Here is a 24,395-nt window from a genome sequence, read left to right as displayed (position 1 = left end):
GGTCAGATCGCTGCTGCCGCACTGGGCTGCGCCACCTGCGTGATCTGCGCCGTGGTGGGAAGACCTTCGGCGCTCATCGGCTCGCGATAGATCGTCATCGCCTCTTCGCGGCTCAACCCCGCAGTGTTCTTGTCGAACACGACCCGACCGTCTTTGAGGCCGATGATCCGTTCGCCGAATGCGAGCGCGTATTCGACCTGGTGCAGGCTGCAGACCACCGTCAGCTGATCCTCGTCGCTGATGCGGGTGAGCAGGTCGAGAACAGCCGCACTCGAATCGGGGTCCAAAGATGCCACGGGTTCGTCAGCAAGGAGGATCACGGGGCTCTGCGCCAGCGCGCGGGCGATCGCGACGCGTTGCTGCTGCCCGCCAGAGAGAGTGTCGGTGCGCTGGAATGCGCGGTCGGCGAGGCCCACGCGATCCAGGAGTTCGAGGGCCGTGCGCCGATCCGACTTCGGGTACATCCAGAGTCCGGAACGGGGCCCGGTGAGCCCACCGAGGAACCCGGTGCAGACGTTCTCGAGTGCGGAGATGCTGCCAACGAGATGGAAGTTCTGAAAGATGAAGCCGATCTCCCTGCGGGTGCGACGCAGGTCGCGCCGACTGGCGGCGTTGATGTCGCGCCCATTGATCTCGACGACTCCGGTAGTCGGCTGCTGCAGCCGGTTCATGGTGCGCAGCATCGTCGACTTGCCAGAACCGGATTTGCCGAGCAGCACCAGTCGCTGCCCCTTGGGTACTTCGAAGGAGACATCATCGAGGCCGCGGACGTCCTCGTTGAACTGCTTCGTCACGTTGCGGAGCCGAATGGCGGTCTTGCCAGGCGTATGCGTCATGTCTGTTCTCCTCTGGTGCTGCTCGGCCGGGTGATCGTTCGTGCTTACTGGTTGGTGATCTCGCAAGCGTCGGACTTCGTGACCTCGCACACCGTGCGCACGCCGTCGTACGCCACATCGTCGATGGCGACATAGCCCCAGCCCCCGATGCCGCAGAAGCCGTCCTCCGCGGTCTCGTCGCAGTCGCCGCTGGCCTTCAGTGCGTCGACGTTGAGTTGCTCGAGGTAGACCGTCTTGATCTGCTCACGCAGGGCGGCGGGCAGACTCGTGCTGACCGTGACAGGCGAGGGGGTGATCAGCTCTGACTCCCAGATCTGAGTGAGCTGCCCCTCTGCGATCTGCCCGGATTCGATCAGTTGCTTGGTGGCCATTCCCTCCGTGCTGAACGCCACGTCGCACTGCCCATCGGCCAAAGCAAGCACCGAAGCGTCGTGGCCGCCAGCGAACACCGGGGTGATGTCGGTCTCGGGGTCGATGCCGACGTCGAGCAGGCCGGCGGAGGGGAACAGATAGCCGGAGGTGGATGCAGGATCGACGAAGCAGACGGTCTTGCCGGCAACATCCTCGAGCGATGTGATGTCGGAGCCGGCGACCACGCTGGCGACCGAGTAGTAGCCGAGTTCAGCTTCGGGGTCAGAGATCAGCGCTCCGATGATGTCGACATCCACTCCGCTGTCCGCGGCGAGGATGTACGAGAAGGGACCGTACGACGCGATCTGGACCTTGTCGGCACGCTGCGCCTCGATGGTCGCGGCATAGCTGGTGGCCTCGTGGAACTCGACCGGGATTCCCAACTCGCGCGCAAGCACCTCGAACGTCACCGAGCTCGAAATGTCGAGGGCCGTCTGATCCTCGGTCGGGATCGTGGAGATGACGATCTTGTCGGGCATCGCGCCCGCGGCGGTAGCCGTGTCGTTTGCTGCAGCGCTTGCGCCGCAGCCGGTGAGCGCCGCCGTGGCGAGCAGGAGGGCGGCAGCGGTTGGCAGAATTCGCTTGAACATCAGTTGCTCCTTGGTGGAAGTGGAACGTGGTGGATGGTGGAGGAAGGGGAGACAAGAGATCGGATGACCTGCAGCACTGCGTGGTGAACCATGCGGCTGGTCATGTCCTCGCCACGGATGCCGTCACCCGCGGCGCCGGCGACGACGGCCGTGTCCACGAGGCGCGCGAGTGGCGCACCGGAGTAGCTCGTCAGGGCGGCGGTCGACGCGCCCCGATCTGCGGCGATCCGCACCGGACGCATCGTGGCGGCAGTGGTCCCGGAATGGCTGATCGCGAAGCAGAAGTCGCCCGCACCGAGCTGCTGAGCGACGGCCTCCTGCGTCCCACCGTCGGTCGGGTAGGAGACGGCGCGGCCTGCCGAACTCAGCCAGTTGCCGAACTCGATTGCCAGCGGCTGCGAGGTTCCGCTGGAGACGATCAATACGCGATCTGCGTCGCGCAACGAAGCGGCGACGCGTTCGATCGCAGCATGGTCGACGGCGAGAGCGGTGCGACGGATGTCCTCGAGGATGTGCGCGAGGATCGCCGTTCCCACACGGTCGTCGGTCAATGCGTCGGCAACGCGGCCGTGACCGAGTTGGGCGGCGAGGCGCAGCTTGAGCGCCTGGATACCTGGCAGCCCGATCTGGTGGCAAAGACGCACCACAGTGCCGACCGAAGTGCCGGTCTCGGCGGCCAGGCGGGCGGCGGACATCTCGACGACGCGATCGGGGTACTCGAGGACGAACTGCGCACTCTGGCGGCTACGGGTCGAGAGGTTCGGCAGTGCCGCCCGAAGTACCTCGAGAACGTCGATGGAGATGGCGGCACGGCCGACGGCCCCGGTGGTCGCGGCCTGCTTGATCGTGCTCTGCATGGTTGCCAAGCTACGAATCGATGGTTACCACGGGGGGCCCTGCTGGCGAAATGGAACAGACGTTCCGCTGGCCATTGAGAACTGGAAGATTATTCCGCTGGTGCGCATGTTCGTCGAGGTCTGCCAGCCGACCACGCGCCGCGAGTACACGTCGATGATGAACGCTGCGTACACCCAGCCGGAGTGCGTGCGGATGTAGGTGAAGTCCGCCACCCACAACTGGTTGGGCGCGGACGTTCGACCGTGCACCGGGCCACGCTCACGCCTTCACGGTTCAGCCCGGCGTGGATCTTCCTCGCGCCGTACACGCCGAGGTTCGCTTTGTGCGCGGTGGTGATGTCCACGATCAGTGCCGCATGGCGCACTGCCCGCGCGGACGGCGGACGAGCTCTCGCCGCGTAGTAGTTGCTCGGGCGATCTGCATGCCGGCGTCCTTCAAGACGCTGCAGATCGGCTCGACCCCGAAGCGGTCGCGGTGCCTGTCGATGTACTCGACGAGCACCGCAGCTCGACCGCAAACTCAAGTAGCACGCGAGGTGCCGACTGCTGGGATCAGAGCCTCCACCGAACCCGGGGCAATACATGAATCAGGAACCGTGGCGGCTCACACTTGTGAGAGCTTTTGACCGCCAGGCCAAGGAGACGGCGGAGAGCGCGTCGAGGCTGTAGCGATTGAGGTAGCTTCACCGCGCCCGTTTCGCGGGCGGGTTCTACGAGATTGGGCAACCAGCGGATCATCGGCGGTGACCCATTCCGCGGGGCACTCGCTAAGCCGTGCGCTGACCGACCGGCTATCGGCACAGCGCCCACTCGACCACGGCGCTGCCCATGTGCAATGAGGTGCGGACTTGGGCGACGATCACGCTCTGCTTCGCTGCTCCTTCAGGGCTTCCCGTAAGGCTTCTTTTGCTCGCTGATAGCGGCCTCGTGCGGTCGAAGCCGGGACGCCCTGGAGTTGGCCGGCTTCTGCGATAGTGAGTCCTTCCCAGTGAACGAGAGTGACGATTTCAGCAAGGTCTGGGTCGAGACGTTGCACCGCGTCTCGGATCGCGAGTTGCTCGGCTGGGTCCGGGCCGTTGCTGGGGATGGAGTCTCGGAGAGCATTTGTGAGGCGCGCTTGGCGGACGTTCGATCGAGTGTTGTTGCGGAGTAGGTTCCGGGCGATTCCGAACAGCCACATACGGGCTTGCTCGTGATCGGTGGGGAGGTCGGAGTTGCGCCGCCAGGCGGTGGTCATGAGCTCCGAGAGGAGATCGGCGCCGCCGTCTCCGACGCGGCGTTCGAAGTAGTTCAGCAATTCCGGGCCGACTTCGATCATTAGGTCGGTGAAGCGGGCTTCCGTGCGGCCGCGCCGCCTCACTGCGTCATTCCGGTGCAGCGCTCCTGGCTCTGATAGCCGAGTCCCGTCGATGGAATGCCAAGCGTGTCGAGATGGGCGGTGATCGCCTCCTGCACGGCTTCACTCACCGCCAGGTTGTACTCGACATCGGCGTTGTAGTTGTCGGTGCCGTAGCCGAAGGGCACGGGGTTGCCGGTGCCGTCGTCGGCCCAGTTTTCATCGGAGCGGTTTTCCTGGATCACGCCGTCGACGTCAGAGTCGGCGAGCACATCGGCGCTGTGGAGATAGTTGAGAGCGGCGTCGATCGACCGCGGGTCTGCCGCGACGTCGGCAGGCCGGTTCGGGTCAGGGCTGTACTGGAACTGCCCCAGCCGCAGTTCGCAGGAGCCACCGCCCGGGAGGGTGTAGCTGATTGTCGCGTCAGGATGCTCCGCCCAATCCGCCCACTCCGTCGTCGTGCTGATTCCCCAGAACGACGACCAGTCGATCGTGGTTACAGCGAAAGCTGCCCCTGCCCCACCCAGGAGCAAGACGGGAGCGAGGATCGCGGCCGCGATCCCTTGCTTGCGCCGTGAGCGGTTCCGTTGCTCGCGTGTCGTGGCGGCAGCCATCGCGGCCAAGTGCGCGGCCAGCACATCGTCGTCCAGAGTGACCCGCGGGGCTGCCTGGTGCAACCACTTCGCGATCTGCGGGTCAGGCTCTATCGCGTGCTCTTCAACGTCGGTGCTCATGCGTTCCTTCTCTGTTCGAACGATCCTTCACCAATGTCATGTCCGCTTGGGCAGGCATCGTCCACGAAGAACGAAGAATCGTCCTGAACGAGCCGATTGACTCACGAGGCGCCGACCTCTCGATGCCTGAGCCCGCTGGCGGATCCGTTTGAGGTCGCTGTCCCGGTGAACGTTCCGATTCGGACACGTCCGCGGCCGTGTCTCGCGTGCACTCGGTTGGCGGCGAAGACAACGACGCCGAACACCATCCTGGCGAGTGCCCGACTGTGGCTCCCGTCCATCGGGCCACGTTACCGAGATCAGTCACACGCTTGGTTCGGCGAGCATCTCTCCGCTACTTCATGCTGGAACGACCAGACGCTGTCCTGGTTTGATCACTGTGACGGGAACGTCTGGGGCGAGACGGCGGGCGGCATCGACGTAGAGCGTCGGGTCTTTGTCGCTTTTGAGGATGAGGCGGTCGCCGATGGGGCCGGCCGTGAAAGCGTAGTGCTGCGGGATTGCCAGCTTCGGTTTCAGGACGGAAGTGAGTTCGGCGGCTTCCTCGGCGTTCATGACGACCTGTTTGTTGTGGTCCATGCGGATGTGCAGGCCGTTGACGGGGAGCAGGGTCACGTCGAGTGGGCCGAAACGGTCTGTCAAGGTGCGCAGTTCTGGGATGAGGAGGGTGTCGCCGGCGAAGTAGACGCTACGGCCGCCACCGCTGATCACATAGGTGACTTCGTAGACGCCGTGCTTGCCCGGCGCCGCATTGAAGGTTAGGTCACCAACCTTCGTCGTCTCCCACGCCTCAAGCGGGGTGACGTTGGTGAATCCGACCTTCTTCGCCATCTGGACAACGGGACCGGCGACGATCATCGGCACATCCTTGTCCGGGTAACGCTTGAACGCCTCGAGGTCAGCGTGATCGTAGTGCTCGTGGCTGATCACGACCGCATCGAGGTGCGGCAGTTCTTCCGGCTGGAACGCGATGGGTTCGCCGGGGTGATAGAAGGTCTTGTGTGAGAACCACGGGTCCGTGAGTACGGTCAGTCCTCCGATCTCGATCAGGTGGGAGCTGTGGGTGACGCGGGTGATGGCGAGCGACTCAGTCATGATTGTTCCTTTGCGTAGCAGTTAGCGGATGTTGGCGGCGACCACGTCACGGGGGCCCGCGGCGACGGGAGCACCGAGAGGGGTGATGACCCGGCGACTGATGCGCCACACTCCGTGACGTCGTTGCAAACGTCGGCGTGGGACACGGCGCGGAGCGAGCCATCCGCCATGATCATCAGCCCTCTGGACTGGACCGTCGCCGCGTCGTTCCCAGTGCTCGTCGCGAAGATATTCGTCACGAAGTGCGCGAGCGGAGCGTGACCGCTTGCGGCCAGGCGTCTCGCCGCGACGCGGACCGCGTCGATTCCCTGAAATGCTCCCAAGACCGCTCGCTGTGGCTGACATGTCGAAAACCGCATCCGGTGCGATCAGATCATCCAACCGGTCCAACTGGTTCGTGTCCACGATGTAGGCGTGGAGCGCCAGAGTCTCGTTGATATCGAGGCGGTCCTGGACGGTGAGCAGGAGTAGTCCTTCGTTCGTGAATTGTTTATGGCCCTCAGTACCATAACAGACTGAGTCTCACATGGTACTAAATACCCCTGCGTGTAGGCTCGAGCCATGTCGCAAACCATCCCCGCTGTTGAGTCCCTCAGGGAGCGCAAACGTCGTGTCGTCCGGCAGCGCATCATCGAAGCCGCGGACGAGCTCTTCGCCGCGAAAGGCTTCGACAACGTCTCCGTGACGGACATCGCTGCCCGAGCAGATGTCGGACGCACCACGTTCTTTCGATATTTCGGCGACAAGGCCGAGGTTGTGTTCGCCCACGAGGAGGAGATGCTTGAACAGATCACCCAATCCGCGGCGAGCGAGTCTATGGGGCTCGCCCGCACCGCTGCGGAGGCCGTCGAGCAGCTGCGAACTGTCGTCGTCGCCCTTTGTGATTACGCAAGCGACAACATCGACGGGTATGCACTCCACTACGAGCTGGTTGAGAAGCACCTTGAATTACGCGCACACGATGCCCTAAAGACGCAGCTGATCGCCGATCGATTTACTCAACTGCTCGTAGGGCGCGGCACGAGTGAGCCGACGGCGGTGTTCGCCAGCCAGGTCGCGCTGGCCTGCTATCAGATAGCCCGACGTCGGGCAACGAGTCCCACCCAGCTTGGCGCCGAAACACAAACCGCGTTCGACCAGCTAGCAGCGCTCTGAACGATCGTCGGGAATTGCGTCGACGAGCCACAGCCGCTGCCCACGTAGCTTCCTGCGACGCAGATACGTATGCGACGCCAGATCAGATGTCACCTATCCGTGCGACGCCCTCAGCTCTGTCTCATAGCCCGAGGGCGGTTTCAAACGGTGGAAGCAACAGGGGCTATTTCCTTCTTCGAGGTTAGCTTGCTGAGCAGGTCGGCTGGGGTGCTGCGTTGGAGGGTTTTGCGGGGCCGCTCGTTGAGTTCAGGGCGACTTCGAGGAGGCGTAGAGCACTGTGGGCGTTCAGGTCGGTGCCTTTCGGGAAGTACTGGCGCAGCAGGCCGTTGGTGTTCTCGTTCGAGCCGCGCTGCCAGGGCGAGGCTGCGTCACAGAAGAAGATAGGGACCCGGGTCGCGTTGCTGATGTCCACGTGCCGGGCCAGCTCGGTTCCCTGATCCCAGGTCAGCGACCGCCGTAGCGGCACGGGCAGAGCGTCCAGTGCGGCGATGAGTCCATCGTGGAGTTCAGCGGAGCTGTGGCCGTTGGGCAGGTGCACCAAGAGGACGAACCGGGTCGTGCGTTCCACGAGAGTCGCGATCGCTGAGCCTGATGCGGATCCGACGATCAAATCGCCCTCCCAGTGGCCGGCGACCAGCCGGTCGTTGGCCTCCTCGGGCCGTTCGCTCAGCATCACCTTGTCGCGGATCTTGCCTGCCACTTTCAGCTGCGTTCCCCGTGGTTTCCGGGCGGAACGGCCCCGTCGCCCATGCACACCCCGCCCACCCGAGCTGCAGGAGAGCCGTCTGGGGTCGGACAGGCTCCCAGGTGGTATTGAATCAAGCCGTCCGCATGACCTACCTGTGGGCGCACTCTGGGTCGTTGAAAGTGGAACTAGGCCGGTTTTCCCGGTTGCACGGTTGCCGCTGGTTTACCGCGCGGTCAAGGTTGGAGTCAGGCCACAGCCCTGTTGCCGAGGAGCCCAAGGTAGTACATGACGATCAGTGCGGCAACGATGAGCACCGCCACGATCAATACGACCCATGCTCGTCTCGTCATGTTTACCTCACTCTCATCAGGGGTACAGGAACTTCATCCCGGCGAGGTCGCCGTTACCGAGCAGTCTCATACTCGTCTCGCAAACACCTGATGTCGGCTTCATGACCTGACCGGTGGTACCGGCGACGTGGGTTAGTCCGAAGAGATGGCCAGCCTCATGAGTCATAACTCCTTGCAGGTCATACACGGTCCCGCTGCAGCCAGTGACTGACGAGCCTGTGTACCAGGTGAAGGCTGTGTTGATTCGAATGTCGGAGGCAACAATGTCCGTCGCCGTCATGTACGTGCAGGTCTGAGCGAGCGTACCCGCGCTGGCGAGGGGAGTCCCGCTGTCCACGACGTTTTGGTAGTTGCCTGCCAGACATGATCCTCCGCTCATAGTCGCCGATGACGTCGTGGTTCCCATGTACGAATGCGCTGCGCTGTTGGGCAGGTTGGCTCCGCAGGCGCCATATCCGCTCGCCATTGCATGCATGGCGTTGAACACGGCCGCGGTCCCCCCGAAAGCGGGTGCCTTGTAGTACCAGGCCACAGTGGCGAGCCATTTCGGCCCGTACGTCGCGTATGCATAGCTGTCGCACTTCGGGACGGTGGCAAGCGCTCCGGCCCCGTTCGCCGAAGGCGCCTGGAATTCTGCGATGACGGCCGGCCGGCCGTGCACGACCTCTGATCGAGAAGACTCAGGCCGTGTCGCCACTTCCCCTGAGGCTGACCGGTAGACGGTGAAGTCGGGCACCTCCGCGGACCCTTCCGCCGTGATCGCTGAGAACTCCACGGCGAAGCCTGGCCCGGGGAGCACTACACTCCCCGGGCCTTCCGTGTCGCTGATGACCACCGATCCTTCCCGACAGGCGGTCAGCTTTGACGCGTCCGCCGCCTTGACCTGTGCGACGCCGGTTGGAGCACACTGTGGTGATGAAGCCATCGCAACCCCGGCAGGAGTCGTTGTGACCAGAAGCAGCGCCACTACGGCACCGAGCATAAACTTTCGCATTTGTTCGCCCCAGAATTGTGCGGCGCTCCAAAACTAGGGTGGCGCGCGGCCCACGGTCAAGGAACCGGATGAAATCCTCACTCCAGCCGCAGGAGCGACACCTAGCACTGTAGAAATGCCGCTACTTTGAGTTGCGTTTCACAGATTGGTCGCGTTCGTTAGGCGATCGTCAAACGGACACCGGCAGCGGGCTGCTGTCAGACCCCGAGACCCGTGAGCGTGCTTTCCACGAGGTTGATCGCCTCAGTGCTCTTCTTCGCAGACGCGGACAGGTCGTCCCACGCCTTCTGGGCAGCACCGGCGTCGGCGTCGACAGCAGAAAGCGGCGGGATGATGACCCCCTCGAGGTCGGACTCGTAGAGGGCATCGACAACGGAGCCGCAGGCAAGCGAAGCGATCTGCTGCTGGACGATGTCTGACGCCATCGACGCCCAGATCCAGCCGGTGTGACCTTCGTCCTTGGGGATCGCACGACCCACGTGACCGGATGCGAACCACTCGGCGCGCTCCTCAAGAACAACTGCCGGGTAACCCAGGGACTCCTCAGCTCGGCCGTCAGCCTGGAACACGATCCAGCCCTTCCCGAGGCCGTAGCCGGAGTCCTTGTCCATCGAGCGTGCGGCGATCTCCTTGGCGCCGACGACGTCGAGCTGCAGGATCTGCCGGCCCGAGAGGAGGGGCGTTCCCTCGCCAGGGTCGACGTAGTAGAGCTTGGGTCGTCCGCCCGGCGTGTCGATGTCGGCCACCCCGCCGAGTTCGACGCCGCCCTCCGACCTGAGGAGCTGGCGGATGCCGGCGACGTGCTGCGAGTGGAACGCAGCATCCAGACGGGTTCCGAGCTTGCCGGCCTTCACTGTCCACCCGTCTCGGAACCGCTTGCTCGGCTCGACCGGGTACTTCTCGTTGATGCGCTCGACGACCTTGCGCAGCGTGGTCCGGGCGGCTTGGCGGGTCTCGACCGCCTCGCGCATCAGGCGGGCGACCTCATCCCGGATCGAGTCGATGAACGGAATCTGGACAGCCGAGACCTGTTCTGTCGTGATGTGGTCGATGACCGAGCCGTTCAGGTCGCCGCGGAGCAGGGCTTGACGTGCTCCGACGCTCACAGGGAGCGCCTTGACCGGGCGCCGAAGGACGTCGCCTCGCGCGCTCGGAACTGCGATAAAGACAACCCATCTGGCGTTGTAGATGGTGAGGTCGAGTGCGACGACGTCGTTGGTCCAGGCGCGCACCACCAGACCGTCTGAGTTGTAGTCGGACGGGATGACCTCGGCACGGATCTCTGGCCAGTAGCTCCGAAGGCGATTAGATATCTCAGCCGCGATCTTCTTCTCAAAGATGCTTGGCATCTTCGCCTCCCTGGGTTCTCACCAGCACGGTAGCCCCGACGAGCACGAGCGACTAACCCCGGAACGGGGGTGCTCGCTCAGCCCCGATACCTCGTGCAGCGCTTCGCGCCTCGCCTGCACGAGATGCGAATGGCCCCAGAGCGAACCCGCAGAAGAGCCGCCCTACCGAGCGCCGCGACATCTCTGTGACCGAGCTCGTCGCCAAGAGCGATCGCGTATTCGGCATCGAACCACTTGCCGTTCGTCGGCAGAGGGGTTGTGTTCTCCGCGGTGGGCATGGGTGCACGATAGCGGCGCGCGCCGACAGCGTGTTGTCCGGAAGCGGATCCGTTTGCGGGCGCCCGGCGAGCGACCGGCCAACGGATTGAAGGACCGCATGGAGAACGCGCAGTCCGTCGCCTACGGCTGCATCGTCGTATTGAGTTCCACAGGAGCCACTGGCCCCATACGATGGCGGGCATGCGAAATGGTGGGCGATGGATCGCCACGGTCGGAGCAGTCGGCCTTCTCACGTTGGTCTTGACCAGTTGCTCGGCCGCGACGCCTTTGCCCCTACTTGTAGCCACTCCACCGGTCTCTGCAACGCCGGCGCCGATCGTTGCCCAGCCGCTCTCGTGTGACGACCTGCTCAGCATCGACGATGTCGCTCGAACGCTGACCGCTGCAGACGGCACTGTCTCCGCACCGGTGCCAGCAGTGCAGCCGTCCACGGATCTCGCAGATCTCGTCACCTCGGCGGCAGGTGGACTGTCGTGCTCATGGCGCATCGGAGAACCTCAGAGCGGCCCGATGACCGCGACCGAGGGTGAAGACTGGGTTTACCTGGCCGTCAAGGTGTTCCCCAGTTCGGGGGACGCATGGAAGGCTTGGGCGCTTGCCGATGGTGGTCACGAAGACCTGACCACGATAGACGGTGTCGATGCGATATCTCAGTGTTCCGACCCGGGATGCAATATCGAAGCCGCCGCGGGCGACGCATCGATCAGCGTCACGATGCGGGCTGCGGGGTGGGGCACTGGCCAATCGCGATTCGAAGGTTTCTATGACACCGTCGCCGGGCAGCTTGAGGCCGCCGCGGGAGCAGTGATCAGCACGGTCCAGAATGCCGGCGGGGAGCAACTTGTCTGGCCTCGCCTGGACACCAGTGCGGGAAGCCACGAATGCGACGGCGCGCTCAATCCAGTCGGCATCGCTGCAGCCATGGGCGTGGATACCATCAGCTACGAACGGCAAGCATCCAATCGTGCGGGTACCCCGGCTGACTTGGTCGGCCTGTACTCCTGCCGCGTGATCACGGCTGGGGAAGACCCCGCCCTATTCACCCTGATCAAGGTCGGACGCGGACTGGCCCCAATGCTCGCGGACCTTGAAGCGGAGCCCGACACTTCGACTGCGCTTGAATCGGTCGCGCTCGAGGGCGCGGTCGATGGCGAACGCACGCTCATCGCATGTGCCGGCACAAGTGACTACTGCTCGCTTCTGTTCTCGATCGGAGACACCGCATACCAAGTACAGAGCCGCGGTAATGCGAGCGCCGTCGCGGAGGCAATGATCGCCCAAGCTCGATGAGCGCAAACGACCCGCTGCGGACGGCAGGTGACCGATCCGCTTGCGGGACTCACACTGGCTCAACGGCAGACGGTAGTCGTCGGTATTCGGCTGCGACCAAGATCAGCGTTCGGAAGAAGGACGTTCGTGTCGCGTCCACCGGTGTCGTCAAAGAGGAGAATCGAACCATGACGACGCCGGCCGAGTTCATCGACCGCACGCTCCAAGCAGAGGGGTCCGCAATGCGAGCGCAGGCGGAAGCTGACCGCATCGGTGAAGGCCTCAGGTTCTACGGCGCATCGGTCGGCGCGGTGCGCGGCACGGTGAGGGACGCCGATCGGCGATATCCCGGGATGTCGCACGATGAGGTCACCGCGCTCGCCGCAGAACTTTGGGCGGAGCCGGTGTTCGAGCGCCGGCTCGCGGCGATCGTCCTGCTGCAGCGCTCACTGCCGATGCTGCGGGGGACCGATCTCACCCGCATTGAGCAGTTCGTCCGTGAGGCGCGCGTCCCCGAGCTCGTCGACCCTCTGGCCAACGACGTGGTTCGTCCGTTGCTCGAACGTTTGCAGGATCCGGATGCCACGCGCGCACGTCGCATCATTGATCGCTGGTCGGGGTCGCGCGAGCCGAGCCTGCGCCGCGCCGCCGGCTTGCTCTGAGTCTGCATGAAGGCGAGACTGCACCGGTGACGGATATCGAGCTCGCGCGCATCGGGGCCGGCACGGTCACCCTCCACGACGCCCGCCGCAAGGTGCGGTGGAGCGTCGAGCTCGAGCCGTTCGAGATCGGGGTGTACCCGGTGACGCAGGAGCAGCTCGCCGAGGTGATCGGTGAGACCGCGACGCATTCCCGGCGGCCTGCCACGGATGTGAGTTGGCTGCGTGCGATCCGGTTCTGCAATGCGGCATCCGAGTGGGAGGGGCTCGACCCCGTCTACACCTTCGATGGCGAGGATGTCTCGTGGCACGTCGACGCCGACGGGTACCGTCTGCCGACCGAGGCGGAGTGGGAGTTCGCGTGCCGGGCGGGGTCGACGCGCCCGCAGTACGGCCCGCTCGATGAGGTCGCCTGGACGAGCGCCGACGGCGTGACCGCGCCGCAAGACGTCGGCGGGAAGCATCCGAATCTCAACGGGCTCTTCGACACCCTCGGCAACGTGTGGGAGTGGTGCTGGGACCTGCTCGACCCTGCCCGCTACGACACCTACCGCGTGTTCCGCGGCGGGGGGTTCGCCGACGACGAATGGAGCGTGAGAGCGTCGGTGCGCCGGGGCGGCGCACCGCGCATGCACCACGAAGACGTCGGGTTCCGTGTCGCGCGCGGCGGGTTCGATGCGACGGATGCCGCGCAGGGATGGTCCGCGGAGGCGGACGAGGAGCGCGCAGCGATCGACGGCCCGCTGCCATTCGGATGGACGCCTCGCGGCTGACCGAACGACCGACGCCGCGAGCGGCGTGTGTCAGCCGGCCGTGTCGCCGACGTGGCGCAGGCCTGCGAGCACATGGGCGATGCGGGTGCGGAGTTCGTCGGCGTCGGGCATGCCGAGGTGGAAGGCCAGGCGGTGGTAGATGGGGCCGTAGAGCAGGTCGAGGGCGACGCCGAGGTCGGCATCCTCAGGAATCTCGCCTGCGCGCTGCGCCGACCGCAAGCGATCTTCGAAGAGCACGATGTTCGGCCGGATGATCTGCTCGCGGAGCTGAATCGCGAGTGCCGGATCGCGCTGCGCCGCGGCGATGATCGCGGCGACCGGCGACGTGTCCTGCGGCATGTAGAGCGCCACGACCGCGGTCAACTGCGTGTGCAGGTCGCGCGCGAGGTCACCGGTGTCGGCGTGGCTCGCCGTGCTCGCGGTCAGGTCGGAGACTGCCTCGAGCAGGACCGCGCCCTTCGAAGGCCACCATCGGTAGATCGTCTTCTTGCTGACCTCGGCACGCTTCGCGATCGCCTCGATCGTCAACTGGGCGAATCCGGTCTCGCGGCAGAGTGCCATCGCGGCTTCGAGGACCGCGACGCGAGCACGCTCGCTGCGTCTGCTGGGATCGGGCGGCGTGGTCACCGAATTCTGCGGCGTGGTCACTCGATCAGAGTACACGCTACGTGTCGTGTTGTTTTCGCGCCCGGCCATCTGCTACCTTCTGAGCAACACGACACGTAGCGTGTCGTTACGGAAGCAGCGGTGGCGCCGGGCGGCGTCGCGCCGGAGCAGAGGAGCATCATGAGCGTGGCAACTGGATGGCCCGGCGTGAGGGCCGACGCATCCGCCGACGTGGCGAACACCGAACAGCCCGAGGCCCGCAGGCGTCAGCTGCCGGCCCAGTACCGCGCAGCCTTCGATGCGGTCGAGCGGTACCTGGTGCGCCGGGGCGACTTTACCAACGGCGACATCCTCGAACGCCTGCTCGACGACCTGGCCGACCTATTCGAGCAGAGCGCGGCCGACGGCGTCGCGGTGCGCTCGATCGTGGGGGAGGACCCGGTGGAGTTCGCCGATCTGTTCCTCGGCAACTACGCCGAGGGTGAGGCGATCGACGCCGAGCGGAGCCGACTCCGCGAGACGATCGATGCGATCGTCAGCGGGCGGTCGGCCTCACGGTCGACAACCGCTCCGCCAGGCGGAGCGACTCCGCCCGCTGCTGAGAGTCAGCCCACGAGCCCGTAGGCGCCGGCGGTCGCGAAGAGGTTCATCGCTGCGTGCACGACGATCGACGGCGCCGTGCGGTGCGTCGCCATCGCCAGGGCGCCGAAGACGATGCCGGAGAACAGGGTGGCCGCGGCCAGGCTGACGCCGTTGACGCCGCCGAGCACCTGCGGCAGGTGGAGTGAGGCGAAGATCACCGCGGTGATGAGCACGGCGGCGTTCGTCGCCCGGAAGCTGCGGTCTTGGTCTGGCGCGTATCCGTCGAACCAGCGCTTCAGCGAGGGCTGCAGCATCCCGCGAAAGACGATCTCTTCGATGAACGGCGCACTGACGACGGAGAGGACGAGCATCGGCACCCAGATCGTCGGGTCTGGGGTGACGATCACGTTCGTGTCGAGGCCGCCAGGGTCGCCGAAGATCAGTAAGGCGAGGTAGACGAAGAACGGTTCCACGAACCAGATCACCGCGAATGCCACGGGGATCGCGAGAAGGTCGATCCACCGGAACGACAGACCGTAGTCGCGGATGAGGCTGCCGGTGCCCCACCTTCGCGAGACGAACACGATCCAGGCGACGACGAGCACCGGCATGGCGAAGCTCATTGCCAGCCAGACCGGATAGCTCACCCACTCGATCGGAATGATCGATGGCCCGATGATGCAGGCGACGAAGATGGCGACGCCGCCGAGGGCATGAAGAAGACCCCATCGGTGGGCTGACGGGGTCACGGTTATGAACGGTGTTGATGTGTCTACGTCGATGACCGTACCGGAAGCATCGCAGTCAGCAGAATCCCTCGTTCTGGGGGGCCGCCTGACGATGTCGTGCGCGGGCTCACTTCGGCGAAGCGTGGACATCGAACCACCCGGATGAAGACCACTTACTGCCGGGTTACGGGATCGGTCTCACCAACGATCCCGCAGCTGGATGTCGCCCTGGGCGCCGAGACGCGCCGCGCAGACTACTCGAAGCCAACCGTGCCCACGGGTTCGCCCTGAGGGTCGGTCAGATAGACGGCGTGTGACGGCTCGCGAAGACGTCCGTCGTGGTCGATGATCCGCTCGGCGTAATCCCGAAGTTCCGCGAGTTGGGCAACGCGTGGTGTGCCCTGGAATGTGCGCTCGAGCTTTGCGCCGTAGTCGGTGTGGTCGTGACCGGGCGCGACGATGAGCCCAGGCATCGCCGCGCGCAGCGCGCGGATCCGGTCAATTGAGTCGAGCTGATTCGACTGCGCCTTCTTGCCCAGCATGATCGGTCGCAACTGGCCGCTCGCGAGGTGCCGCAGCGTGTACAAGGTGTCGCCCGCACAGAGCAGCTGCCAGTCGCCCCCGTCGATGAACACCGCCAGGTGGCCCGCCGAGTGACCCGGGGTCGGAAGCAGCACCACGCTGCCGTCACCGAACACGTCTTGGCTCGACTCGAATGAGTGGAATGGGCCGTCTGTGAATCGCACACGCTCTGGGTCGGTCAGCACGCCCTTGAGAGACGGGGTACGGCGGAACAAGAAGATGCCGAGGTTGCGTGAGGTCCAGTCCGCATCGGATACGAGAAATCGCGCGCCGAGTACGTCGCGCACTCCGCCGAGGTGGTCTTCATGCAAGTGCGTGAGCGCGACCGTCTTGATGTCGTGCGCGTCAAGGCCGCGCTCGCGCAGTTGCACGAGCAACTGCTGGCTCTCGTCGAGGGAGTACTCGTCTTCGTCGAAGGCGGCGCGAAGCAGCGGCCCGTTGTAATAGTCGTGGTGATCGTGCGCCTGACGCCAATTGATACCGGTATCGACCAGCATCGCCCCGTGTTGTGGGTGCTCGACCAGAAACGCGTACAAGGGCACCATGATGTAGTGGCTCTTGTCGGTCAAGAACTTCGAGATCGCCCGCAGCCCGAGCCACTCGCCGTTGGAACCGCCGTAGAACTGACCGAACGGCACCTTGGTGTCGCCGACGTGCAGCACGCTCACTTTCATGTAGTGCTCTCCTTTGACGGTGATGTGCGGGCCGCGTTGGTCCAGCTCGCGAGGTCCTGGTCGTCGATGAAGTCGATGGCGCCTGGTGCGGCGCCGAGCGCAGCGTGGATCGCATCGACGTACGCGCGAGTGATCGAGGTGAGGATGTCGCGGCTCGCTCGCCCCTCGCTCATGTCGAGCAGTGTCATCCCGATGCTGTCTGCGCATTCTTGGAGCAGAGAGACGACGACGCGCGCGGTGCTTGGCGGGTCATCCACCCGGAATTCGCCGGACTCGACGCCGGCTTCGATCACCTTTGCGATGAGGGGCGTGAAACGGGTGGCGGCGCCCACACGGGTTCGGCGCTGGACGAGGACGTTTTCGTCGGAGTAGAGGGCGCGCAGCGAGTCGACCAGGAACTCTCGGTCTCGCAGCTTGGCGACGCCGATCGCCTGCAGCATGCCGCGCATCCGATCCGTTGCCGGTGCGTCGGACTCCGCGATCGGCCCGATGAGCCCCTGCCATTGGTCGAGCCGTCGCTCGAGGAGTGCTTCGAGCACGTCGGCTTTCGACGGGTAGTAGTGATAGAAGGCGCCCTTTGACATCCCGGCGGCAGTGACCAGGTCGAGGATCGTGAGATTCTCATATCCGCTCGATGCGATCAAGCGGTCGACTGCGTCGAGGATCGAGTCCCGCTTCGCCGCATGCGCCTCGGCGTTGAGAGTTCGCGCCATACATGCCTCCAAATAATAAACCGACCGACGGTCTATTAATGCACGTTCGGTCTGCTCCCGCAACCGATCGAACGGCTTTTCGGAGGAGCCGAGGGGGTGGAGGGCGCCGATGCGGCGCGGGCTCGACGGATCGTCGGTCGGTGGGCGCGCGAGGCCGTGGTGGACGGACGTCGGCATCGCTGACGACGCGTCCGCACAGCTCTCCAGCCCCAACGAAGTTCGCCGCCTGCTCGCCAGAAGGCGCCGCGGCGTGGGAATCTGTGTGCATGGGCGAAGAGGCTGCGCGTTCTCGTGACACCGGTGCGGAGACGGCAGCACGCCCCGTGAGGTTCGTGCTCGACGCCTACACCACCGAGCATGCGGTGTACGGGTTCGTGGTCGTCACGGCCCTCGTCGCCGTGGGGTGGAAGTTCGACACCGATCTCGAAGTGCTGCTCTTCATCGTTGGTGCGGTCGTGGTGTTCTGGCTGACGCATGTCTACGCCGTCGTCGTCGCGAGCCGGCGCACGGCGCAGGGGCGTGCGGTTCCGATCGGCCGGGCCGTCGCCGGCTCCGCCTCGCAATCCGTTGGGATGCTGCTGGCGATGCTCTTGCCCGCCTTGGCACTTGCGCTCGCAACGCTGGGTTGGGTCGACGAGTACGTCGCGTACTACCTCGCGCTGTGGATCGGGATCGTCAGTCTCGCCGTCATCGGCTGGGTCAATTCGGAGCGCAACCGCAGCCCCTGGTACGTGCGGCTGCTGAGCTCGGTGACCACGATGGTGCTGGGACTCGCGGTCATCTGGTTGAGCTCGCTGGTGCACTGAGCTCGGGCTTCGGGAATTCAGACCACGACGGCCTCTCGCGGTGGGTTGTACATGAACTCGATGCGGATGCCGTTGTCGTCTTCGACGAAGGACGCGTAGTAGCGGTCGCTGAACCTCGTGAACACCTTCGGATCCCGCACGGCCGTCCAGCCGGCGGCGACCGCGATCTCGTGCAGACGGTCGACCTCCGCGCGTGAATCGACGGGGAAGGCGAGGTGCTGCCATCCGACCCGGCCGTGCTGGTGCGGTCCACTGCCCGCATCGCGGGCGGGGAAGAGGATCAGCTCCTCTTCGCCCTTGTTCCAGGACACGCTGTCGTCAGCATCGCGCCGAGTGCAGCCGAGCGCCACCATCACCGGATCGAACTGCGCGATCGAGCGGGGCAGGTCGTCAACGGTGATGCCGAGATGGTCGAAGAGAGGCATCCGGTCATCTTATAGGGGAGCATTTCAGGGTGACCGCGGCCGCGTGTGAAGCGCGATGTCGATGATCAGCGAGCCGGGCCTCGCGGTGTCGCTGATGACGGGTTCAGCTCTGTGCCTCGCCGGTGTACATGCCGTAGGTGCGGTCGGCGGCGGCCTTCGCGACATCCGGTGCGGTGCCGTCGTGCTGCTGCGCCGCCGCCCAGGAGTCGGCCGAGCGTCGCATGAACGACTTGCCCTCGTCGGTCACCACCCACGCCGCCGCCTCCTCAGGGGCGATGCCTCCGGCGCCTCCGGCGAAGTGCAGTGCGAGGCCGAGCAGGCCCTGGTCCCAGCCGATGCCGGTCGCCGACGGGCCGAACTGCTCCCACATACCTTCGGGCAGGCTCGCCGCGGAGGCGATGTTCTCGAGCTCCAGACGAGTGGACGAGGCATCCACCTCGACGAGTCGGACGTTCACGATCGCGGGCTCGCCGGCGCCCATGCCCCAGGTGACGGTGTAGCCGGCCACGCCGCCGTTCGGCGGGTCGCAGCGCCGGATCTCGCCGCCCGCGTTGCCCTCGAACTGGTAGCTGCCGCCGAGCCGAAGGTCGCCGCCGATCGGCAGGAACCAGCGCGGAATTCGCTCGGGGGAGGTCACGGCGTCCCAGACGTCGTCGATGGGGGAGGGGTAGGTCTGGGCGAGCGTCTGCACGTAGGCGAGCGCGTCGTCGACCTCTTTCGTCTCGATGCCGCGTGCGACGGCGTCGATCTGTGCGTTCACGTCAACCATTTCGGTGCTCCTTCGGTCACGGTCACGGCGGGTCGACGGGTGTCGTCGGGCCGCCGTTCGGGGGTGGGTCGTTGTGCTCGTGCTCGGTCTCGGCCGCCTTCCGTTGCGCCAGCCGGCCCCGAGCGAGCTCGGTGCCGAGGGCGTCGAGCTTCGGCTGCCAGAAGCTTCGGAAGGTGTCGAACCAAGCGTCGGCTTCGGCCAGCGGCTCGGGGTCGACGGCGTACAGCCTTCTCGCCCCATCGGGCCGCACAGTGACGAAGCCCGACTCGCGCAGCACACGGAGGTGCTGCGAGACCGCGGGCTGCGAGATACCGAACTCGGCCTGGATGACGCGGCCGACGTCGCCGGCGGGCGCCTCTCCATCGGCGATCAGCTCGAGGATGCGACGCCGTACCGGATCTCCGAGAACATCGAGCGCGTGCATACGAGCATAGTTGCACGATGTCTTATATAAGTCAAGACTTATTGAAGCACAGGAGTGACGCGGCGTTCGGGGCGACATCCTGAGCTGGGTCATCACCACGGGCCAGGTTCCCGTACCGTTGTGCGAGTGAATTCGCCAGTCAGCGCCGTCGCGGTCGGCACCCTCGGCCACCTGAGTCTCAACCGTCCGGAGTCGATCAACGCGATCGACCTCGAGATGATGCATGCCTTGACCGAAGCCCTCGACAGGTGGGCGGTCGATCCCGCCATCTCGGCGATCTTGCTGGACGGCGTCGGCGACTACGGGTTCTGCGCGGGCGGAGACCTCCGTGAGGTCTTGGCAGGTGCAGCCGCGGGTATGACGATCGGCGCGGTCTTCTTCCGCGACGAGTACCGCTTGATCGCGAAGCTCGCCGAATACCCGAAGCCGGTCGTGTCGATCATGCACGGGATGACGATGGGTGGCGGCATCTCGCTTGCCGGTCACGTTTCAACACGGGTCGTGACCGATCAGGTGAAACTGGGGCAAGCGGAAACCGGCTACGGCTTCGCTCCCGACGGCGGAGCGACCTGGCGGCTCGCGCGTGTTCCCGGCGAGATCGGCACGTATCTGGCCATGAACTCGGTCGACATGACCGCCGCAGACGCGATCGCCTTCGGCTTCGCCGACGTGATGGTGCCGATCGGGCGGATCGCGGAGCTGACCGCGGCGCTCAAAGACGGCGACGATACGACTGCACCTGACGAAAAGGTTCGGCGGTTCGCGGCCGACCCCGGTCGTTCGACGTTGCTCGATCGGCGTGACTGGATCGACGCGTGCTATTCGGCTGACACCGTCGAGGCGATCCTCACGCGGCTCTGGGCATTCTCGAACGGAGAGGCGGTCGCGGGACTCCGCGCCGCCGATTCGAGTGACTCCGGGGCCGCAGCGAACGCGGCCGATGCCGCCGATACGCTGCTCCGATTGTCACCGACGGCTCTCGTCGCGACCCTGCGGTCGGTGCGCGCCGCGCGCAACGGCGAGACGCTGCGCGACGCGCTGGAGCGTGAACTCCGCCTCGCCCGCTGGTTCACGATGCAGCCCGACCTGTTCACCGGAGTGCAGGCGCTGGTAGCGCAGAAGACCGACACGCTCCACCAGGGGTCCGTGCTTGAATGGCGACCCGCAGATCTCGCGGCCGTCAAGAGCTCCGAAATCACCGCGGCCATGGAGACCCCACTCCGCCACAGTGTGTTCCGCCGCGACCTCGCCATCCCCGAAGAGGCACCAGAGTCCTGATGTAGTGCGTCGTGACCTTGCACCATGGTTCAGACACCGTCGACGCCTCCGAGGATCTGCTGGAGATGGAGTGAGCTGTCGTCGAACTCCCGCCGCAGATACTTCGGAGCCTGTACGCGCCACGCTTCAGTCACGAGCTCGGCGAGATGGTCGTCAGCGATGTCAGCCATGCGGAATGCGACCTTCGGCTCGCCCCAACGGGTCGTGGTGGGCAAGAACACCTTGGGCGCCATCTCGCGAAGGGCGAGCGCGTCGACAGGGTCGGCGACCTTCACCCCGACGACGAGCTCGGCCGCGATGATCTCGCGCATGTCTTCGGGGATGCTCGGCCACGGATGGCACTCCCACGCGTACAACTTGCCGCGAACGAACCACGCGGCCCCGCCAGTGGTCGCGCGTTCGTCGCTATCGGGTAGCCCGACGGCGGTATGGCGCAGGTCATCGAGGGTGGCCACGGTGCGAGCCTATGCCGCGCTACCGACAGGGAGTTTCCACAAGGGCGTCGCCGGCAGAAGGAGGCCGAGGGCATGCGAGGCACGGTCGTGTTGAGCGCGATCGGATCGACACGTGTTCGGAGGCCCTGAACGAATAGGCTGTTCCCCGTCGGGCGGTCCTCGGGCGAGGTCGCCGGTTCGGCATCCGGGCACCTGAGCGGCGACGACTCTGCGAGACAGGAGACCGGTGGTGAGTGAGGTCGAGAGCGGGGACCGCCCCGAGAAGCTCGGCATCCGCGAGGTCGCCGTGCTCGCCGGCGTCTCGCACATGACCGTCTCCCGCGTGCTCAACGGGCACCCGAACATCCGCCCGGCCACGCGCCAGCGGGTGATGGACGTCATCGAGCAGCTCGACTTCAAGCCGAACAACGCGGCGCGCGCGCTCGCGACCCAGCGCACCCAGCGCATCGGCGTCATCGTCGACAGCTCGGTCGAGTTCGGTCCGACGAGTACGCTGCGCGGGTTCGAACTCGCGGCGCGCTCGAGCGGCTACTCGGTGGCGTCGGTGGCGATGCAGGATGACGCGAGCCTCACGCCAGAGGGTGCCGTGAGCCACCTCATCGCCGAGGGCGTCGACGCACTGTGCATCGTCGCACCGCGCTCGTCGTCGGTGTCGGCGCTGCGACGGATCTCGATCGACGTGCCGGTCCTCGTGGTGAAGGCCGCGAAGGATCCGAACTTCCTGACCGTCAGCGTCGACCAGCAGCTCGGGACCACCGTCGCCGTCGATCATCTGGTGTCCCTGGGGCACCGCGACATCTTGCACTTGGCTGGTCCGCTCGACTGGCTCGACGCTCGCGGTCGCGAGCGCGCCTTCCACGCGCGCATCGAGCAGTGGGGGCTGAAGGTCCGGCCGATCGTGGTCGGCGACTGGACCGCGGACTTCGGCTACGACTATGCGGTGAACCTTGCGGGGGTGCCCGAGTACACGGCCATATTCGTCGCGAACGACGAGATGGCATTCGGGGTCCTGCACGGGTTCCACGATCGGGGCATCCGAGTGCCCGAAGACGTGAGCGTCGTCGGGTTCGACGACCTGCCGCTCTCACGGCACTTCATCCCGCCCCTCACCACGGTCAGGCAGGACTTCCATGCACTCGGGGTCAAGGCCATGGAAGTGTTGCGCGCCGCGCTCGAAGGGCGTGAGATCCCGCAGCGCTCGAAGATCCCGAGCGAGTTGGTCGTCCGCTCGTCGACCGCGCCGCCGAGGGCATCATGAGCGCGGATGCCTCGAAGCAACCGGTGGTGGACATGACGGGCATCACCGTGGTGATCGACGGCACGACGGTGCTGCACGACGTGGATCTCCGGTTGTTCCCCGGTGAGGTCCACGCGCTCATGGGTGGCAACGGCGCGGGCAAGTCGTCGCTCGTCAAGGCGCTCACCGGCGCGTACCGCATCGATGCCGGTGAGGTGCGGATCTCCGGAGAGCAGGTCGTGCTGTCGGGCCCGGCCGCTGCCGAGGCGGCGGGAGTCGCGGCCGCGTTCCAGGACGTCGACCTGTGCGGCAATCTCTCGATCGCCGAGAACGTGATGATCGGCCACGAGGAGCGCCGTTGGTACGGCATCTCGTGGGGTTCGACCCGGCGCATGGCCGTCGCCGTGCTCGACGAGCTCGGCCTGGGCGATCTCGATCCCCGGCGTGCCGTGTCGACACTGGCGCCCCCGGTCCAGCAGCTCGTCGCCGTCGCACGCGCGATGGTCACCCACCCGAAGGTGCTCGTCCTCGACGAACCGACGTCGAGCCTCGACGCCGACGAGGTGGCGACCCTCTTCCGGGCGCTGCGGAGGCTTCGCGACCACGGCGTGGCGATCCTCTTCGTCTCGCACTTCCTCGAACAGGTCTACGCGATCAGCGATCGAATCACCGTGCTGCGCGACGGGGTCTGCCAGGGCGAGTACCCGACGCGGGAACTCGATCGCGCCGTGCTCATCTCGAAGATGATCGGCAAGGACCTCATCGAGCTGCGCCGCATCGGCTCCGACCGTCGCGCGCACCGGGCCGATCCGACCGGCACACCGGTCTTCCGGGCGGTCGGCGTCGGCAAGCGCGGCGAGTTCGACTCCACCGACTTCGAGGTGTACCGAGGCGAGGTGGTCGGCCTGGGCGGCCTGCGTGGTTCGGGCCGGACTGAGCTCGGCCAACTGCTCGCCGGCGTCGTGCGCAGCGACTCCGGCACGTTTCAGATCGACGGCCGCACCGTCGGGCTGCCGAATCCGGCGACGGCACTGCGACGGCGCGTCGCGTACGCGAGCGAGGATCGGCGTGACGGCGGCATCATCGAGCAACTGAGCGTGCGCGAGAACATCGTGCTCGCGCTTCAGGCGATCCGTGGCTGGTCGAGGCCGATCTCGCACGCCGAGCGCGACGCGCTCGTCGAGCGGTTCGTGGAGGAGTTCGGCATCGTCGCGCCGGGGCTGGATGCACCGGCGGGCCTGCTCTCGGGCGGCAACCAGCAGAAGGTGCTGCTCGCGCGGTGGCTCGCGACCCGCCCGCACGTGCTCGTGCTCGATGAGCCCACCCGAGGCATCGACATCGCGGCGAAGGTCGAGATCCAGGCGCGCGTAGCTGAGATGGCCAGGGACGGCATGGCGGTGGTCTTCATCTCCTCCGAGCTCGACGAGGTCGTTCGACTGAGCGACCGCATCGCGATCCTCAAGGACCGTCGCAAGATCGGCGAGGTGAGCAACGGCCCGGGGCTCAGCGTCGACACGATCATCGAGATGATCGCGGCAGACGACGAAGACGACGCCTAGCCTCCAGCGGGGGTCGCGCCCGCTGTTCCCAGAATGTTATGTTTCCGGGAACATAGCGCTTGTGACGGCCCCTTGTTCCCGGTAACATCCGGTGTGGGACGCGCCAAGCGCCGCCGCAATCACTCGGAATCCGCACAGCGGAAACACCGGCGCAATGCGCCGGGTCTCAAGGAGGAGATCAC

26 protein-coding genes and 2 pseudogenes are annotated in these 24,395 nt (G+C 65.7%); 9 read left to right on the top strand and 19 right to left on the bottom strand.

Annotated elements, in window-relative coordinates:
* Positions 1 to 2: 2 nt before the first annotated feature.
* From phnC to AC1C2S_RS04650, 8 genes and pseudogenes are all read right to left on the bottom strand, one after another.
* Entirely contained in the window at positions 3 to 836 is an 834-nt protein-coding gene (gene phnC / locus AC1C2S_RS04685; protein ID WP_495351378.1) for a phosphonate ABC transporter ATP-binding protein, read from the bottom strand.
* Positions 837 to 880: 44 nt separating this feature from the next.
* Complete coding sequence (locus AC1C2S_RS04680; RefSeq protein ID WP_495351377.1) at positions 881 to 1,837, bottom strand: phosphate/phosphite/phosphonate ABC transporter substrate-binding protein; 957 nt, start codon at positions 1,835 to 1,837, stop codon at positions 881 to 883.
* Entirely contained in the window at positions 1,837 to 2,694 is an 858-nt protein-coding gene (locus AC1C2S_RS04675) for a MurR/RpiR family transcriptional regulator (RefSeq protein ID WP_495351376.1), read from the bottom strand. The genes AC1C2S_RS04680 and AC1C2S_RS04675 overlap by 1 nt, the downstream gene beginning before the upstream one ends.
* Before the next feature lie 87 nt (positions 2,695 to 2,781).
* Positions 2,782 to 3,017, bottom strand: a pseudogene (locus AC1C2S_RS04670) (DDE-type integrase/transposase/recombinase); the annotation flags it as partial.
* Positions 3,018 to 3,553: 536 nt separating this feature from the next.
* Positions 3,554 to 4,012 (bottom strand): RNA polymerase sigma factor, encoded by a 459-nt coding sequence (locus tag AC1C2S_RS04665; RefSeq protein ID WP_495351375.1) that lies wholly within the window; start codon positions 4,010 to 4,012, stop codon positions 3,554 to 3,556.
* Positions 4,013 to 4,050: 38 nt separating this feature from the next.
* Positions 4,051 to 4,764 (bottom strand): hypothetical protein, encoded by a 714-nt coding sequence (locus AC1C2S_RS04660; protein ID WP_495351374.1) that lies wholly within the window; start codon positions 4,762 to 4,764, stop codon positions 4,051 to 4,053.
* A gap of 339 nt (positions 4,765 to 5,103) precedes the next feature.
* Positions 5,104 to 5,859, bottom strand: a complete 756-nt coding sequence (locus AC1C2S_RS04655) for an MBL fold metallo-hydrolase (RefSeq protein ID WP_495351373.1) — start codon at positions 5,857 to 5,859, stop codon at positions 5,104 to 5,106.
* A gap of 21 nt (positions 5,860 to 5,880) precedes the next feature.
* The gene (locus AC1C2S_RS04650) at positions 5,881 to 6,264 is read right to left on the bottom strand and encodes a hypothetical protein (protein ID WP_495351372.1); all 384 of its coding nucleotides are present in this window, start codon (positions 6,262 to 6,264) and stop codon (positions 5,881 to 5,883) included.
* Positions 6,265 to 6,420: 156 nt separating this feature from the next.
* Between AC1C2S_RS04650 and AC1C2S_RS04645 the strand changes: the two genes are divergently transcribed.
* Positions 6,421 to 7,014, top strand: coding sequence for a TetR/AcrR family transcriptional regulator (locus tag AC1C2S_RS04645; RefSeq protein WP_495351371.1), 594 nt, complete (start codon positions 6,421 to 6,423; stop codon positions 7,012 to 7,014).
* Between the two features lie 140 nt (positions 7,015 to 7,154).
* Here AC1C2S_RS04645 and AC1C2S_RS04640 read toward each other — a convergent pair.
* From AC1C2S_RS04640 to AC1C2S_RS04630, 3 genes and pseudogenes are all read right to left on the bottom strand, one after another.
* Positions 7,155 to 7,759, bottom strand: a pseudogene (locus AC1C2S_RS04640) (IS30 family transposase); the annotation flags it as partial.
* Positions 7,760 to 8,068: 309 nt separating this feature from the next.
* Positions 8,069 to 9,019 carry a matrixin family metalloprotease gene (locus AC1C2S_RS04635; RefSeq protein WP_495351370.1) on the bottom strand — a complete coding sequence of 317 codons (951 nt, stop codon included), beginning with the start codon at positions 9,017 to 9,019 and terminating at the stop codon, positions 8,069 to 8,071.
* A gap of 224 nt (positions 9,020 to 9,243) precedes the next feature.
* Complete coding sequence (locus tag AC1C2S_RS04630) at positions 9,244 to 10,395, bottom strand: hypothetical protein (RefSeq protein WP_495351369.1); 1,152 nt, start codon at positions 10,393 to 10,395, stop codon at positions 9,244 to 9,246.
* A gap of 789 nt (positions 10,396 to 11,184) precedes the next feature.
* On the opposite strand from AC1C2S_RS04630, the gene AC1C2S_RS04625 reads away from it, so the two are divergent.
* From AC1C2S_RS04625 to AC1C2S_RS04615, 3 genes are all read left to right on the top strand, one after another.
* The gene (locus tag AC1C2S_RS04625; protein WP_495351368.1) at positions 11,185 to 11,964 is read left to right on the top strand and encodes a hypothetical protein; all 780 of its coding nucleotides are present in this window, start codon (positions 11,185 to 11,187) and stop codon (positions 11,962 to 11,964) included.
* A gap of 167 nt (positions 11,965 to 12,131) precedes the next feature.
* Positions 12,132 to 12,605, top strand: a complete 474-nt coding sequence (locus AC1C2S_RS04620) for a DNA alkylation repair protein (RefSeq protein ID WP_495351367.1) — start codon at positions 12,132 to 12,134, stop codon at positions 12,603 to 12,605.
* 26 nt (positions 12,606 to 12,631) lie between these two features.
* Complete coding sequence (locus AC1C2S_RS04615) at positions 12,632 to 13,375, top strand: formylglycine-generating enzyme family protein (RefSeq protein ID WP_495351366.1); 744 nt, start codon at positions 12,632 to 12,634, stop codon at positions 13,373 to 13,375.
* A gap of 30 nt (positions 13,376 to 13,405) precedes the next feature.
* Here the strand turns inward: AC1C2S_RS04615 and AC1C2S_RS04610 are convergent, their stop codons facing one another.
* On the bottom strand, positions 13,406 to 14,023 hold the full coding sequence (locus AC1C2S_RS04610; RefSeq protein WP_495351365.1) for a TetR/AcrR family transcriptional regulator: 618 nt from the start codon (positions 14,021 to 14,023) through the stop codon (positions 13,406 to 13,408).
* A 138-nt stretch (positions 14,024 to 14,161) separates the two neighbouring features.
* On the opposite strand from AC1C2S_RS04610, the gene AC1C2S_RS04605 reads away from it, so the two are divergent.
* Positions 14,162 to 14,605: a DUF1048 domain-containing protein gene (locus AC1C2S_RS04605; RefSeq protein WP_495351364.1), complete on the top strand. Its 444-nt coding sequence runs from the start codon at positions 14,162 to 14,164 to the stop codon at positions 14,603 to 14,605.
* On the opposite strand, the gene AC1C2S_RS04600 is transcribed toward AC1C2S_RS04605, so the two are convergent.
* From AC1C2S_RS04600 to AC1C2S_RS04590, 3 genes are all read right to left on the bottom strand, one after another.
* Entirely contained in the window at positions 14,587 to 15,312 is a 726-nt protein-coding gene (locus AC1C2S_RS04600) for a CPBP family intramembrane glutamic endopeptidase (RefSeq protein WP_495351363.1), read from the bottom strand. The two genes, AC1C2S_RS04605 and AC1C2S_RS04600, sit on opposite strands and share 19 nt — an antisense overlap.
* A 233-nt stretch (positions 15,313 to 15,545) precedes the next feature.
* The gene (locus AC1C2S_RS04595) at positions 15,546 to 16,547 is read right to left on the bottom strand and encodes an MBL fold metallo-hydrolase (RefSeq protein ID WP_495351362.1); all 1,002 of its coding nucleotides are present in this window, start codon (positions 16,545 to 16,547) and stop codon (positions 15,546 to 15,548) included.
* Entirely contained in the window at positions 16,544 to 17,260 is a 717-nt protein-coding gene (locus AC1C2S_RS04590) for a TetR/AcrR family transcriptional regulator (RefSeq protein ID WP_495351361.1), read from the bottom strand. Before AC1C2S_RS04590 ends, AC1C2S_RS04595 begins: the two co-directional genes overlap by 4 nt.
* 266 nt (positions 17,261 to 17,526) lie before the next feature.
* On the opposite strand from AC1C2S_RS04590, the gene AC1C2S_RS04585 reads away from it, so the two are divergent.
* Entirely contained in the window at positions 17,527 to 18,066 is a 540-nt protein-coding gene (locus AC1C2S_RS04585) for a hypothetical protein (RefSeq protein ID WP_495351360.1), read from the top strand.
* 17 nt (positions 18,067 to 18,083) lie between these two features.
* Here the strand turns inward: AC1C2S_RS04585 and AC1C2S_RS04580 are convergent, their stop codons facing one another.
* From AC1C2S_RS04580 to AC1C2S_RS04570, 3 genes are all read right to left on the bottom strand, one after another.
* Entirely contained in the window at positions 18,084 to 18,491 is a 408-nt protein-coding gene (locus AC1C2S_RS04580) for a VOC family protein (protein ID WP_495351359.1), read from the bottom strand.
* A gap of 103 nt (positions 18,492 to 18,594) precedes the next feature.
* Positions 18,595 to 19,260, bottom strand: a complete 666-nt coding sequence (locus AC1C2S_RS04575; protein WP_495351358.1) for an SRPBCC domain-containing protein — start codon at positions 19,258 to 19,260, stop codon at positions 18,595 to 18,597.
* Positions 19,261 to 19,282: 22 nt separating this feature from the next.
* The gene (locus AC1C2S_RS04570) at positions 19,283 to 19,684 is read right to left on the bottom strand and encodes an ArsR/SmtB family transcription factor (RefSeq protein ID WP_495351357.1); all 402 of its coding nucleotides are present in this window, start codon (positions 19,682 to 19,684) and stop codon (positions 19,283 to 19,285) included.
* A gap of 126 nt (positions 19,685 to 19,810) precedes the next feature.
* Between AC1C2S_RS04570 and AC1C2S_RS04565 the strand changes: the two genes are divergently transcribed.
* A complete protein-coding gene (locus tag AC1C2S_RS04565) occupies positions 19,811 to 20,962 on the top strand; it encodes an enoyl-CoA hydratase/isomerase family protein (RefSeq protein ID WP_495351356.1) in 1,152 nt (383 codons plus the stop codon).
* A gap of 29 nt (positions 20,963 to 20,991) precedes the next feature.
* Here AC1C2S_RS04565 and AC1C2S_RS04560 read toward each other — a convergent pair whose 3' ends face one another.
* Complete coding sequence (locus tag AC1C2S_RS04560) at positions 20,992 to 21,417, bottom strand: MmcQ/YjbR family DNA-binding protein (protein ID WP_495351355.1); 426 nt, start codon at positions 21,415 to 21,417, stop codon at positions 20,992 to 20,994.
* A gap of 229 nt (positions 21,418 to 21,646) precedes the next feature.
* On the opposite strand from AC1C2S_RS04560, the gene AC1C2S_RS04555 reads away from it, so the two are divergent.
* Positions 21,647 to 22,675, top strand: a complete 1,029-nt coding sequence (locus tag AC1C2S_RS04555) for a LacI family DNA-binding transcriptional regulator (protein WP_495351354.1) — start codon at positions 21,647 to 21,649, stop codon at positions 22,673 to 22,675.
* Positions 22,672 to 24,213: a sugar ABC transporter ATP-binding protein gene (locus AC1C2S_RS04550; RefSeq protein ID WP_495351353.1), complete on the top strand. Its 1,542-nt coding sequence runs from the start codon at positions 22,672 to 22,674 to the stop codon at positions 24,211 to 24,213. Before AC1C2S_RS04555 ends, AC1C2S_RS04550 begins: the two co-directional genes overlap by 4 nt.
* The last annotated feature ends 182 nt before the right edge of the window (positions 24,214 to 24,395 follow it).

It is taken from the genome of Agromyces sp. Y782, from assembly GCF_059445405.1.
This window is presented reverse-complemented; position numbering and strand designations above follow the sequence as displayed.